Source organism: Phycisphaeraceae bacterium, assembly GCA_019636735.1.
In the GTDB taxonomy this organism is placed as follows: Bacteria; Planctomycetota; Phycisphaerae; order Phycisphaerales; family SM1A02; genus VGXK01.
The window spans coordinates 173,854-187,841 of the sequence record JAHBWY010000003.1 but is presented as its reverse complement, the minus strand read 5'-3'; the positions used below and the strand labels follow the sequence as shown (position 1 = coordinate 187,841).

Genomic DNA, 13,988 nt, shown 5'->3' with positions numbered 1-13,988 from the left:
GGCTCCGAGTCAAGCCCCTTCTTCGCAGCGAGCGTGCTCTCCGGGCGTCTCTGCGAGTGGAACCGTGGCGCCTCCCTGCTTCGATCGGAGAAGGCGCGTGCGCCATCCCGGCGGTGCCAGCGCCTCCGATGGCTCGACGAGCCAGCGCGTGAGGGCGATCGATGGCGCTGCGCGTTCCTCTTCGAGTCGCACCAGCAGCACGAGCGCCGAGTGCGTCGCCGCGAGTTGGACGCGCCGCGAGAGCGCCATGTCGAAGCCGGCGCCATCACCCACGACCACGGAAACGCCGGGGCAGCGCGCCGCCTGCTCGATGGCCCAGGCCCGCTCCTGTCTTGAGCCGGCATCGATCATCAGTGAACGCTCAAGGAGCGCGGCATCAACCGGCTCGACCCGCCCCGCGACGAGCGCCTGACCGCCGCGCCGCAGTGAGACCGGATGGGGATGACACGCCCGACCGATCCACACGACATGGCCCATCGCTCCGCGACGATCGCGATCGTGATCAAGCGCGCGCCATGCGACTTCGATGAGCACACCCATCGGCGGCAGGCGCAGCGATGCCCGATCGCCGACCGAGCACCACTCGTGAATCCCGCGACGGGCCAGCCCGCCACCCAGCATGCGATCGATCGTCGGCCAGCCGGTGGGAATGCGATCCTCCGGCGCATCGCCGAGTTCCGTGATCGTTCGCAGTCGCTCCCGCAGCGCCTCACTGATGGCCGGCATGGCCCGGGATCATAGCCCGTCGTTCGGGTTCTGTACGGGCATGGGTTCGAGGCACGCCCGGCTCTCATTCCTCGGCGCATTGACGAGTGAAGTCACCGGATACGCGCGGATCGGATCGGACCGCGAGGGTGCGAGCCACTCGCGCATACCCGCAGGATCGCCCGGCACGGGCCAGTCGGGATCGAGCCACTGCGCCCAGCGATCGCGAGGCAGGATCAAGGGCATGCGATCGTGGATCGGTCGCATGACATCGTCCGCTTCCGTGGTCAGGATCGTGAAGCTCTCGAGTTCTCCGTGCCACGACTCCCAGAGTCCCGCGAAGGCGAGCGCGACGACTGCACCCTCCGCACCGGGCTCATTCGCCATGGCGGTGATCGCCGTCGGCTGCTTCCGGGCGCCGACACGCGGCCACTCATAGAAGTGCGTCGCGGGCACCAGACAGCGCCTCTGGCGCCACGCCTTTCGGAAGGATGGCTTCTCCGCGGCGCTCTCAAGGCGCGCATTGATCATGCGCGACCCGATCGAGGGATCATCCGCCCACGAGGGAACCAGGCCCCACCTGAGCCATGAGAGGCGTCGAGCGCCGTCAAGGGCGCGCACCACCGGCGCCATCTGAGTCGGTGCGATGTTGAATCGAGGCAGTGACGAAGCGGCGAGTTCACGGCACGCCTCCTCCCACATCGCATCGAAGATGACGGCGAGGTGCTCCGCGCTCGCCGTGATGGCGTAGCGACCACACATCGTCAGTCCCCCCGCGACACGAGATCGCGCGAGATCGCGTCGAGCCCAGGGCAACCGCAGAGCGCCATCGCGAGATCGAGTTCGCGGCGCATGAGTTCGAGCACTCGGCGCACACCACGCTCGGCACCTGCGGCCAGGCCCCAGAGGATCGGTCGACCGAGCAGCACCGCGTCGGCCCCGAGCGCGAGCGCGCGAATGACATCGACGCCGCGGCGGATGCCGCCGTCGACGAGCACCGCGGCCTTGCGTTCGACGGCACCGACGACCTCCGGCAGGCTCTCGGCCGTCGGCGGCGCCCCATCGAGTTGGCGCCCACCGTGGTTACTCACGATCACGCCCTTCGCGCCACACTCAAGCGCCTGTCGCGCATCATCGCCGCGACAGAGCCCCTTCACGAGCACTGGAAGAGAAGTCCACCCGCAGAGCGCCTCAAGGTCGCTCCAGGAGAGCGCCGCATCGATCGTCCACCCGAGGCACTCGCCGATACCGCGCCCCGTGTGTCCCGTCGGTCCGCCGGGACGCTCGAGATTCGCCATGCGCAGGCCATCGGGTACCCGGAAGCCGTTGCGGACATCGCGTTCGCGCACGCCCCACACCGGCGTGTCCACCGTCAGGACGAACCCGCGCACCCCGGCTGCTTCGCAGCGGGCCACGAGCGCCCTCGTGAAGCCGCGATCGGCGGAGACATAGATCTGCATGAGCAGATCGCCGGCTGGGCCGGAGCCGGAGCCTCGCGCGGCGGCGCTCACCTCTTCGACCGATCGCGTCGCGAGGCTGCTGAGGACCATTGGCACGCCCTCGTCGCGCGCCGCCCGGGCCGTGTCGCACTCCCCTTCGTCGGTGCAGAGTCGATGCATGGCCGTCGGTGCGATCCAGACCGGCATCGACGCGTTGATTCCGAGGAGCGTCGACGCCGTCGATCGAGTCGACACATCGACGAGCACCCGATGCCGAAGGCGCAGCGCCCCCCAAGCGGCTTCGTTCGCGCGGAGCGTTGTTTCATCCCAGGCGCCGCTGCGGAAGTAGTCCCACGCGACGGGGTCAAGGGTCTCCTGCGCCACCTGCTCGAAATCACGCAGCGAGAGGAGTCCCTCGAGATCGTGGTGCGCGGTGACGGCGGTCATCGTGAACGGGCCATGGTACTCACCATGATCCGCGCTTCGAGGTGAATGCCGGCGACAGGAATCGAACCTGCACTCCCCGTCAGGGGAAACGGATTTTGAATCCGTCGCGTCTGCCAATTCCGCCACACCGGCCGTGTGCCCCCGCTCCCGCGTGCCCCTTCATCCGCCCGCGGCGCAGGCGGCGTGGAGGCGGACCCATCGGAACGGTGGAGTCTGCACCACGCCACCGCTGTTGGCAAGTCCGCGCCGTGACGGACCCTCACGGCCCATGGCTCCAAATTGAAAGGCGGGATCGCGGCCGCCTTCGACCGCGACCCCGCCAAAGGGTCGACACGATTCCGTGGCTCTCTGGAGCGACCGTGCGGTCAGCTCCAATTGCCAAGGAGAATCGCGATGTCCGAACCGTTGACCACGCCGTCAGAGTTCAGGTCAGCGCAGCCGCCGTTGCTCGAGCCCCACTGCCCGAGCAGGATGGCGAGATCGGCTCCATTCACCACGCCATCGCCATTCAGATCCGGCGAGCACGACGCCGGGCACGGGCCCGGATCCTCGAGCGTCAGGATCGCATCACAGCAGATGGCGAGATTCGCGTTGTGAATGCTCACCGGGACATTCAGCGTCCATCCCGCAGGCGGCGGCGATGAGAAGTTCAGCGTCACCGGTCCCACCACGGTCTGTCCGGGCGAGGTCAGCGGGAAGACATTCACCACCGTCGGCGAGAACGAGTAGCCCGAGTTCGGCGGCGGAATGAAGAAGAGCCAGGTCGCCGTGAACGCCGGGTTCTGCGAGATGTTGTTCACCACGAAGGTGACGGAGTACTGGTAGGTGTTGGGATTCCCATCCGAGATGCACTGGACATGCACCTCCGAGAAGAGCGCACACTCGCAGAACGGCAGTTCGACATCGAGCTCGAAGCCGCAGCAGTTCGTGGTCCCGTCATAGAGACCCATGGGGATGTTCAGAACCGTGCCACCGTTGCCGGAGACCACGATCTTGAAGGTCTTCGACTGACCGTTCTGGAGCGCCGGATCGATGTAGATGAATGTCCCGAGCGTCGGCAGCAGGAGGAGATTGGCGCTTTGCCCGCTGTTGTTGACGACGGTGAAGGTCACCGAGTACTGGCCGCTCGGATAGCCATCGGGCCCAAGGATGCACTCGACTTCGTTCACCTCGACGGTGCACGGGTCCGGCGGAGGCCCGAGCTGGCAGATCACTTCAACCGAGCCTTGAAGAGTCTTGTCCTGTCCGAGGATGTCATTGTCATTGTCAATCACGATGCTGTTGGCCGAAGAGCCGCCGAAGGGGGGAAGCCCCTGGATTCCATAGGCGATCGCGCCACTGAACTTGGCGGATCCGAAGGCGAGGGCATCGCCCGAGGCCCAGACCCGGCCGTTGGCGCCCAAGTCGACACCTACACCACCAGCCGCCGAGTGTTCGAGACCGCCGGCATTGGCGTCACCGATCAGGAAGGTCCCACCCTGCTGCCAGAAGCCGCCGCCGCCCGGCTGCGGTGAAACCCAGCAGAACTGAAGCAGGTCGCTCACATGGGCCGAGGTCATGAAGCCGAACATCGAACGCTGGGCGGCAAAGAGACAGCACTCTCCGTCAAAGGCGAGATCGGCGACGGGGGTGCGGAAGATGTTGGCACCGAAGAGCACGATCTCGATGCTGGTCGTTCCCGGGATCGGGTTTCCGTTGGCATCGAGGGACACCGACTGGATGGTGTTGCTCCCGACCCCACCGGCGAGATCCTCGCTCCAGACGGAGAAGAAGAGGCGGTCACCGCCGTCAGCCACCGCCCAGACGCGCTCGCCGTATGGCACGGCACCGGGTGGGTCATTGGGATCGGGATTGCCGCTCAGGTCGAGGGTATCAGTTGCAAAGTCCCAGGCGCTCTTGATTCGGTTGCCCGGAGCAGCGAAGGGGTCGACACGGTAGATCCGGCCATCCTCGAAGTTGGTGACATAGAGGCAGCGTCGCGCGCAGCTCCAGGTGAGGTTGCCAAGTCCCGGACCATCCTGGGAGTTTGGCAGGTTCACGAGCAGGGACGGAACGCCGGTCGCGCCGTCGATGCGGGTGATGGCCCCGGTTGTTCCGCCGAGTGTGCCCACCTCGTTGCTCATGAAGATCGAGGTGTGCGCGACATAGATGTTCCCCTGGTCATCGGTGGTCACGCCGAAGACCGTGCCGATGTCACCGAGGCGCCAGCTCGGGTGCTCGTATCGCGGTGCATTCCAGACGGCGGGCGGTGCGGGGGGCGAGCCAACCTCATAGACATGCAGGACGATCTTGTTGGGATCACCATTCTGGAAGGTCACCAGATCGAACTGGTAATCGGTGGTAATGGCAACGGGGCGGTTGAAGCCAGCGATGGGCGGCTGCGCCTGGCAGCAGGTGCCGCAGACGGTGCCCGGCCCCTGCGGGTTGGGCAGCGGCGGAATCTGCGCAAGCGCCGCAGTGCCGACCATCAGCGATGCTGAGAGGGCGGCAAGTTGTGTCGAGTGTCGATTCACGATGTCATCTCCTTTGCGAAAAAGAAACCAGCACAAAAAGGCCTGTCGTCATGCTCAGCTCCACGCTCCGAGCAGGATGGCAAGATCGGCGCCGTCAACAATGCCGTCGCCGTTGAGGTCAGCACAGGTGCCAGCACCTGCCGGCCCCCAGAGGCCCAGCAGGATGGCGAGATCAGCGCCATTCACCACGCCATCGCCGTTGAGATCAGGCGAACATGGCGGGCCGCAGTTCAGGGGGCCTTCCAGCGCGACCTCCCCACTGCAGCAGATGGCGAGATTCGATTGATGCAGGCTCAGCGGGACGGTGATGGACCAGAGTCCCGGAGGTCCCGGCATCGGCGGTGAGGTGAAGATGAGCGTGGTCTGGATCGTCGTCTCCGCGCCGGGCGGAAGCGGCAACACCGAGACCACCGTCGGCAGGAAGAACCAGTCGGACCCCGGCGGCGGAGTCAGGAAGAGCCACGAGGCCGTGAATGATGGATTGAGCGCGATGTTCCTGAGCTTGAATGACACCGCATAGGTGAAGGTGTTGGGATTGCCGTCATCGATGCACTCGACCTCGACATCGCGGATCAGCATGCACTCGCAGATGGGCAGTTCGACCGTGATCGACGCGCTGCAGCAATGGGCGCCGCCGCCGTAGAAACCAACCAGCAGCGAGATCAGATCGCCACCATTTCCACTGACCACGACCGTGACCGATGTCGATGAGCCGCTCGGCAGAGGTGGATTGAGAGAGACCACCTGCCCCAGAGTGCGAAGCAGGAGCGAGGTGACGGCCTTCCCCGAGTTGTTGATGACGCTCAGCGTGATCGCGAACTGCCCGGTGGGAAGTCCATCGGGCCCGAGCACACACTCGACGCGCTCGAGCTCAATCTCACAGCCGGGAACCGTGCCCTTCGCGAACGACACCGAGCCCTGCTGAAGCTTGTCACCATCGCCGATCGAGCCCGAGTCGCCGTCCGCGTCGATCATCAGTGAGTTGGCGAGCCCGCCTCCCGACTGCGGCAATCCCTGGACGCCGTAGGTCGGCGGCGCAAGGAGAAGGAAGTCACCCGTGGCCCAGACCAAGCCGTCGGGTGATGGATCGACGGCGACGCCGCCCGCTGTGGACTTGCCGAAGGCAACTCCACCGAGGGCGCCGACCTCGAAGGCACCTTCGCGCTGCCAAGAACCGCCGCCGATCATCGGATCCCAACGAAACTTCATCAGCTCGCCGAAGTGCGCGCCGGTGACGAGATCGAACATCGGGCGCTGCACGGCAAAGAGCTCGCAGTCGGCGGTGAAGGCGAGATCGGACACGGGCGACGGCAGGAAGCCGGGACCATCAAGCAGCACCTCGAGCGCCTTCGTGCCGGGCAAGGGATCGCCATTGGCGTCGAGGTCAACGGACCAGATCGAGTTGGGCGGATCCGAGGGATGCGCCGCATCGCGGCTCCACACCGAGAAGAAGAGACGACCACCCGCCGGGGCCACGGCCCAGACACGCTCCCCGCGCGGGACGACACCCGGCGCGTCGCCAGCCTCTGGCGCGCCGCCTGAAGAAAGCACATCAGTCGCGAAGTCCCATGCGCTGCGCACGCGCAATGCAGGTGGCAGCGCGGGATCGATCCGGTAGATCCGCCCATCCTCGAAGTTGCTCACGAAGAGGCTTTGCGTCGAGCAACTCCATGCGATGTTGCCGAGTCCGGGTCCCGTCGCAAAGCTCGACTGAGGCAGCGTCGCAAGCAGCGTGGGAGAGCCGGTCGCGGTTGAGATCCGGATCACCGCTCCACTGCCTCCCCCGACGGTGCCCGCCGTTGCCCCCAACATGAAGCTTCCATGCGCGAGGTACACATGGCCCGCTTCGTCGCTCGTCACACCGAACACCGAGCCGAGGTTCACCTGCGTCCACGAGGGGTGCTCATAGCGCGGCGGGCTCCAGAGTCCGGGCGGTACGGAGCCGAAGCCGGTGACATCGAAGAGATGCAGCACAAAGGCCGTCGACGAATCACCCCGGTCGGTGACCAGCAGACTCGGTCCGGTGAAACCACTGACGGCCGGTGCTCGCTGGATGCACGAGGCGCATTCGCTCGGCGGCCCAGCGGCCTGCGGCGAGCCAGGCGCGATCGTGGGCCAAAAGGAGAGCGCAGCGGCACTCCCGGCCAGCACGAGCGCACAACCCTGCATCCGAATCGCTCCCCTCGCACGCAGCCGGCCTGCCGCAGATCACTGCGGCCTGACAAAGTCGAGCCGGTCTACAGAGGGCCAGAATGCCCGCGAGGGGGAGGTCATGTCAAGGGCCCAGCATCGTGCAGACCAGAAAAATCACGGGGTCGGCTGGATCCAGGCGGCGTCGGAGCACGGCCTGAGAAGGCAGTCTGCCGGCGAGCTGAACGAGATCTCCAGCGCAGTGAAGTCAAGTTGCGACAGGCGACTGTTGAATGGCGAACGATAACTTTCTCCCGGATTGGCGTCCCGATTGCAGGCGGCGTCAACCGACGCCACTCCCGGCCTTGGCCATGCGCCTGCAACCGCTCACCTTGAATCAAGCGCTCCACGACTGCCGCGGAGCGCTTCAATCTGCACGCGACGCCCTGCCCGACCGCTACTCCGAGCCGCTCGTCGCCGCCATGGTGTAGTTCGGACTTTCCTTGGTGATCTGGATGTCGTGCGGATGACTCTCGATCACGCTCGCCGCCGACACTCGAATGAAGCGACCGTGTCGCCTGAGCTCTTCGAGCGTCGCACAGCCGCAATACCCCATCGCCGCCCGAAGGCCACCGACCATCTGGTAGACGAACTCCGAGAGCGGTCCGCGATAGGGCACGCGACCTTCCACACCCTCGGGCACGAACTTGCTCGGACCCGCGCTGACCGCCTGGCCGTATCGATCGGCAGAGCCCTGCGCCATCGCGCCCTCACTCCCCATGCCGCGATAGCTCTTGAAACGACGGCCACGATGCAGCACCAGTTCTCCGGGGCTCTCATCAAGCCCTGCGAAGAGCCCTCCGAGCATCACCGCGTGCGCCCCTGCCGCGATCGCCTTCGCGATATCTCCCGACATTCGAATCCCGCCATCGGCGATGACCGGAGTTCCGCTCGCCTGCGCCGCCTCGACGGCATTCATGATGGCCGTGATCTGGGGAACACCGACGCCAGTCACCACGCGCGTGGTGCAGATCGAACCGGGACCGATGCCGACCTTGATCGCGTCAGCACCCGCGTCAATGAGCGCCTTCGCACCCTCGACCGTCGCGACATTGCCCGCGACCACCTCGATGCGATGCCGCTTCTTGATCTCCGCCACGGTCGCGAGCACATTGCGGCTGTGGCCATGGGCCGTGTCGACGATGAGCACATCGGCCTCGGCGTCGACCAGCCGCTCCACGCGATCAAGTTGCATGACTCCGCACGCGGCGCCGACCCGGAGTCGGCCCCGGGCGTCACGACAGGCGTTCGGGTGCTTGGTGAAGTTCTCGCAGTCGCGCATGGTGATCATGCCGCGAAGGCGACCTGCGCCATCGACGAGCAGCAGCTTCTCGACCCGCGCTCGGCTGAGAATGGTCTCGGCGTCGACCGGCGTCGTCTCCGGCCCGGCGGTGACCAGCTTCTCTCGAGTCATCACATCGCCGACCTTCACATCGGCGCGCGCGTCGTGCAGGAACTTCATGTCGCGCCGGGTGAGAATCCCGACGAGCGTTCCGTGACTCGAACCATCCTGGGTGACCGGGAAGCCGGAGACATTCTGCTCCGCCATGAGCTGCACCGCGCGCGCCACGGTGTCCGTCGGCGCCAGCGTGATCGGGTCCGTGATGACGCCGTTCTCGCACCGCTTCACCTTGGCGACCTCGCGGGCCTGCCGTTCCGGCGGCATGTTGCGATGAATCACCCCGAGGCCACCTTCCTGCGCCAGGGCGATGGCGAGCGCCGATTCGGTCACGGTGTCCATCGGCGCCGAGACAAGCGGGATCCGAAGTGGGATCGACCGCGTGAACACCGTCAGCGTGTCGGCCCGGTCCGGGGTGACTTCGCTGTACCTCGGAAGCAGCAGGACATCGTCGAAGGTGATGCCGTCGGCAACGATCTTCGAGTCTCGGGGGTCCATCGCGAAAGCCTACCAGTGGCCCCCCCCTTGCTGCTACCCTTTCCAATCCCTCGCGTCCGCCGGAACGGACCGACGCCCCACGGAGTTCTCCTGCCTTGGCTTCACATACCGATCGAACCGTCACGCTCGCCAGTCCCATCAATGTCGACCGCGGACTTCACCCGGGCGACGGCAAGAAGGCGTGGCACACCTGGCTGGCCGCGGCCATCAAGTTCGGCGCCAGCGACCTCATCGTGAAGGCCGACCTCAGGCCTCGAATCCGTCACCGCGGCGTCCTGAAGGATCTGGAGACCGAGGTCGTCACGCGCGATCTCATGTTCCAGGTGGCCAAGGACATGCTCGACGAGGGTCAGCTCGACATGTTCCGCCACAAGGGCTCAGTCGACCTCGCCTATGACTACGACGACCGCAACCGCTTCCGCGTGAATCTCTTCATGGCGCGCGGCAAGCCCGCGGTTGCCGCCCGACTCATCACGAGCAACATCAAGAAGTTCGAGGAGCTCTTCCTGCCCGCGAGCCTCGGCGACATCGCCATGAGCGCGCAGGGGCTGATCCTCTTCTCAGGCGTCACCGGCTCCGGCAAGAGCACCTCGATCGCCGCGATGCTCCAGTATGTGAACGAGCGCAAGAAGGTGCACATCGTCACCATCGAAGATCCGATCGAGTACATCTTCCGCGACGACAAGGCAACCATCAATCAGCGCGAAGTCGGCATCGACTGCACCAACTTCAATGACGCCCTCCGCGCGCTGGTGCGAGAGAACCCGGATGTCGTGCTCGTCGGCGAAATGCGCGACTACGAGACCTTCGAAGCCGCCATTCGCGCCGCGGAAACGGGCCACCTCGTCTTCGGGACCATTCACGCCAGCTCCGCATGGCAGACCTTCGGCCGAATCTACGACCTCTTCCCCGAGGCGGAGCGCGACCAGATCCGCAAGCTCCTCGCCTACAACCTCCGGGCGATCATCTACCAGAAGCTCCTACCGACCCTGCGGCCGGAGATCGCCCGAATCCCGGCGCTCGAGATTCTCATCAGCACGCCGCCGGTGCAGAAGTACATCCTCGATGCGCGCGAGGGCGAGCTGCTCGACATCATCAAGAACAGCCACGAGGAAGGCATGGTCGACTTCACCACCGCCCTTGTGCGCCTGGTGGAACAGGAATACATTCATCAGAAGGTGGCGCTGGAAGCCACGCCCAAGCCCGAGGAGCTGAAGATGCGGCTCAAGGGAATCTCCTGATGGCGCCGGCGGCGCCGTAACCCTCCGCTTCGGAGAACTCGAGTTGTCCATCATTGCCCAGACCACCTCCGGCGCCGAGGTTGAGCCGACGCTCCTCTTGAGCGTGGTGAAGCCCCTGCTCGCCTTCATTCCCTTCATCGCCTACGCCTGGGTCACCGGCAGTCACCTCGGACGGGATTGCCGACGCAACCAGATTGAGCCGGCGCGGTGGTCGCTCATCTTCGTCGTCGCGCCAGTGCTGGCACTGGCGGTGCTGCTCGCCATTCCCATCTTCTGGATTGGAATGCCGATCGCGCTGATCATCCTCGCGGCGCCGGTCGTGATCTATGTGCAGATCCGCAACCCGCGGGTGATCGAGCAGGAGCGATGGACCTTCGGTGCGCTGAAGATCGGCGAGTCGATGCAGGCTCGCAAGGAGGCCGCGGCGCTCAAGGCGGCTCGTCTGCGTTTCCTTGACTCAAGCAAGCGGGAGAAGCCCGTTCCCACCAAGACCGATCCCCTGTATGCCGTGCATTCGGCGGTTGAACTGCTCATTGATCCGGCGCTCCAGGGGCGGGCGACGCGCCTTGAGCTCGCCCCGACACCGCAGGGGTTCATCCCGATCCAGTTCGTCGATGGCATGCGCTACAAGCGGGACGCGATGCCGCCCGACCTCGCGACGGCCTCGATCGACTATCTCAAGGCAGCCGCGGGACTCGATGTCAACGAGCGCCGCAAGAAGCAGGCGGCTGACTTCTTCGTCGTCTCCGGCGACACGATGATCCGTTCGTCGCTTGTGGTCGCCGGCGGTTCATCGGGCCAGACTCTTCGCATCGACTTCGAGCGGGAGCGACAGCTTTCGAAGCCCTTCGACTCGATCGGCCTGCTTCCCACACAGGTGGACATCCTCGCCCCGCTCACCGAAATCAGCCAGCGGCGTGGCGTGGTGCTGGTTTCCGCCGCGCCGGGACAGGGTCTGACCACGCTTCTCTACAGCCTCATCGGCCGCCATGACGCCTTCACCTGCAGCGTGAAGAGCATCGAGAAGACCGTCGAGCTGCGCGTCGACGGCGTCGATCAGCAGGTGTGGAACCCCGCGAACCCAGCCGTCGACTATGCGAACCACCTCCAGTCGATCGTGCGGCGCGGCCCGGACATCGTTCTGGTGAGCGACGGTGCGGAGGCGCGCGTCGGTCCGCTTGTGGCGAACGCGGCAAGCGATGCGCTCTTCTATGTGGGCCTCGGCGTGAACACCCCCCCCGGCCAGGAACTCGCGGCCGTCCTCAGGGAGTGGTTCCGGGCCGTCGGCGACCTCGAAGCAGGCTCGAAGAATCTCAAGGCCATCATCGTGCAGCGACTGATGCGCAAGCTCTGCGAGTACTGCCGCCAGCCGCATCCGCGGGCGGCGGACATCATCAAGCGCATCGGCACTCCGGCCGGCACCACCCCGCAGGTCATGGCCGCCAGCGGCAAGGTGCAGATCAAGAACCGCGTGGAAGAGTGCCCCGTGTGCAAGGGCAGCGGCTTCCTCGGGCAGATCGGCGTCCACGAGGTCATTGGCTTCGATGACGAGACGCGAGGCATGCTGGCGGCCAATGATGCCAAGGGGGCGTACACGACGGCTCGCCGCAAGTTGCGGGCCCCGGCTCTGCAGGAGGCAGCGCTTCAGCGAGTGCGCGAAGGCGTGACGAGCATCGAGGAGTACCAGCGCGTCTTCGCTCAGCCAAGCGTCGCGGGTGGAGCCTCCGCTCGTCCAAGTTCACCCGGAAGCGCGCCACCCGCCAGTGGTGCCGCGGCAGCGGCATCCTGAGCGCGCCGCCGATGAAGTTCATCAGAGGAGTCCGCCCATGATGCTCTCCATTCTCGTTGTCGCGATCGTTGGCCTCATCGCCTATTGGTGGGCGAACCAGGGTGCCACGAGTGCATTGCTTCACTTCCTCTGCGTGCTGGTGGCCGGCACCATCGCCTTCTCCCTCTGGGAGTGGGTCACCGTGACCTTCTTCCTGCGCGGCGTGCGCTTCGACGAGTACGCGTGGGGCGTCACGCTGGTGGGCATCTTCGTCGTCGTACTCTTCATCCTGCGACTGGCCGCCGACAAGCTGGTCCCCAAGGAAGTCCGTCCGAACGCCGCGGTCAACACGGTCTTCGGTGCGATCTTCGGGCTGGGCGCCGGCGTCCTGAGCGTCGGCATCGTGCTGACCGGATGGGGCTTCGTGCAGGCGAGCACCGAGATCCTCGGCTACGGTGGCTTCCGGCGCTCGCAGGAGTCGAGCGGGCAGCCATCGCAGCTCCAGGGCAACATGCCCCCCGCGATGGTGCTCGAGGCAACGGAGTTCGCGTTCGGCCACCTGAGCCGAACCGTCTTCTCCCCGGTAGGCGGAAGCGCGACGCTGGCAAGCGCCATGCCGCGCTTCTCCGAACTTGCCGGCAGCGGTATGCGCGACAGCCTCGACGAAGGCAAGGGCAAGATTTCCGCGCCCCGCGGCTCGATTCGCGTCGCCGACTTCTTCGAACTCCCGACGGCTGGCGAGGGCCTCTATGTCGTGCGGCTCGATGTCGAGCAACCCGCGTTTGATCCAGGTGCCATGTTCACCCTCTCCGCCTCGCAGGCTCGACTGGTGGGCAGCGATGACGACAGTCCAGGCGTGAGCCACCCGAGGGAGTTCGGCCAGCGCCTCACCGCAACGGACCCGGCATTCGCACCATTCACCTTCAGTGATGTCACCTACTTCGCGAGCAGCCCCTCTGGTGCGCAGAGCGCCACCTTCTTCCTGGCCTTCCCGAAGGGTCCCCTTCGCGGCCAATCGCCCGCATTCGTCCAGGTGAAGGGTCTTCGACTCCGCCTTCCAGAGTTGACCCGCGAACCGACGGTGGGAACACTCGCGGCGCTCCTCGATCGCACCGTGGCCGCTCGCAGCGAAATGGCCATTGCGCTCGATCGGCTTCTGCGCGAGACCGAAGGCGCCCCGGCCCTCGGCTCACAGCACATCTCGGCGAACAACACCATTGATCCCGCGTCGAGCAGCATCAACACGCTCCCCGGCTCGCTGGTGGTGAATGACAATCGTTGGCTGGTCTCTGGTGCCGGCGACTTCGTGCGAGGTGCGAATGTCACTGGAAACCGCGACTTGCGCGTGAACGGGATCCTCGAGCCGCGAGGCACGCGCATTGTCCGCCTGAATGCCTCGAAGAACCTCTCGCCGGTCGACCTCTACAACATGGATCGCGTGCGCGCGCTGCGGCGCAATGCCGGTGAGGCGGCGATGGTGGAGATCGTTGACAGCAACGGCGAGACCTATCAGCCCTTCGGCTACATCTGGGAGCGAACCGGTGGCAGCACCATTCGTGTCTATCTCGATACGCCACCGGGCGGTCGATGGACGCTCCGCGATCTCCCCAATGCCGGCGACGAAGATCGGCTCAATCTGCTCTATCGCCTGCCCGAAGGTGTCCGCGTGCGTGGCGTGATCTTCCGCGATCCCTCACGGCCTGTCACCGATGCCGCCGTGGCGGCGATCGCCGACTGGACCGTGCCGCGGAGGTGATCGCGGCGGTTCGGCGGGGCTTGTCGCTGTCC

At 65.8% G+C, this 13,988-nt stretch carries 9 protein-coding genes and 1 tRNA gene; 3 read left to right on the top strand and 7 right to left on the bottom strand.

From position 1 onward, the window contains the following. Nucleotides 1–9 precede the first annotated feature (9 nt). From KF724_04850 to guaB, 7 genes are all read right to left on the bottom strand, one after another. Nucleotides 10–726, bottom strand: a complete 717-nt coding sequence (locus KF724_04850) for a hypothetical protein (GenBank protein ID MBX3355008.1) — start codon at nt 724–726, stop codon at nt 10–12. 9 nt (nt 727–735) lie between these two features. After that, nucleotides 736–1,467 (bottom strand): SOS response-associated peptidase, encoded by a 732-nt coding sequence (locus tag KF724_04845; protein MBX3355007.1) that lies wholly within the window; start codon nt 1,465–1,467, stop codon nt 736–738. Between the two features lie 2 nt (nt 1,468–1,469). Next, nucleotides 1,470–2,591: an alpha-hydroxy-acid oxidizing protein gene (locus KF724_04840; GenBank protein ID MBX3355006.1), complete on the bottom strand. Its 1,122-nt coding sequence runs from the start codon at nt 2,589–2,591 to the stop codon at nt 1,470–1,472. Between the two features lie 46 nt (nt 2,592–2,637). Then, nucleotides 2,638–2,723: transfer RNA gene (locus tag KF724_04835), tRNA-Leu, on the bottom strand. 233 nt (nt 2,724–2,956) lie between these two features. After that, nucleotides 2,957–5,104, bottom strand: coding sequence for a hypothetical protein (locus KF724_04830; protein MBX3355005.1), 2,148 nt, complete (start codon nt 5,102–5,104; stop codon nt 2,957–2,959). Between the two features lie 54 nt (nt 5,105–5,158). Next, the gene (locus KF724_04825; protein ID MBX3355004.1) at nt 5,159–7,273 is read right to left on the bottom strand and encodes a hypothetical protein; all 2,115 of its coding nucleotides are present in this window, start codon (nt 7,271–7,273) and stop codon (nt 5,159–5,161) included. A 418-nt stretch (nt 7,274–7,691) separates the two neighbouring features. Next, a complete protein-coding gene (guaB, locus tag KF724_04820; GenBank protein ID MBX3355003.1) occupies nt 7,692–9,191 on the bottom strand; it encodes an IMP dehydrogenase in 1,500 nt (499 codons plus the stop codon). Between the two features lie 95 nt (nt 9,192–9,286). Here guaB and KF724_04815 point away from each other — a divergent pair, with 95 nt between their 5' ends. From KF724_04815 to KF724_04805, 3 genes are read left to right on the top strand one after another with little or no spacing between them, the layout of a single operon-like run. Continuing rightward, the gene (locus KF724_04815) at nt 9,287–10,432 is read left to right on the top strand and encodes a PilT/PilU family type 4a pilus ATPase (GenBank protein ID MBX3355002.1); all 1,146 of its coding nucleotides are present in this window, start codon (nt 9,287–9,289) and stop codon (nt 10,430–10,432) included. A 43-nt stretch (nt 10,433–10,475) separates the two neighbouring features. Then, nucleotides 10,476–12,221, top strand: a complete 1,746-nt coding sequence (tadA, locus tag KF724_04810) for a Flp pilus assembly complex ATPase component TadA (protein ID MBX3355001.1) — start codon at nt 10,476–10,478, stop codon at nt 12,219–12,221. 37 nt (nt 12,222–12,258) lie between these two features. Further along, complete coding sequence (locus KF724_04805; protein MBX3355000.1) at nt 12,259–13,956, top strand: hypothetical protein; 1,698 nt, start codon at nt 12,259–12,261, stop codon at nt 13,954–13,956. The last annotated feature ends 32 nt before the right edge of the window (nt 13,957–13,988 follow it).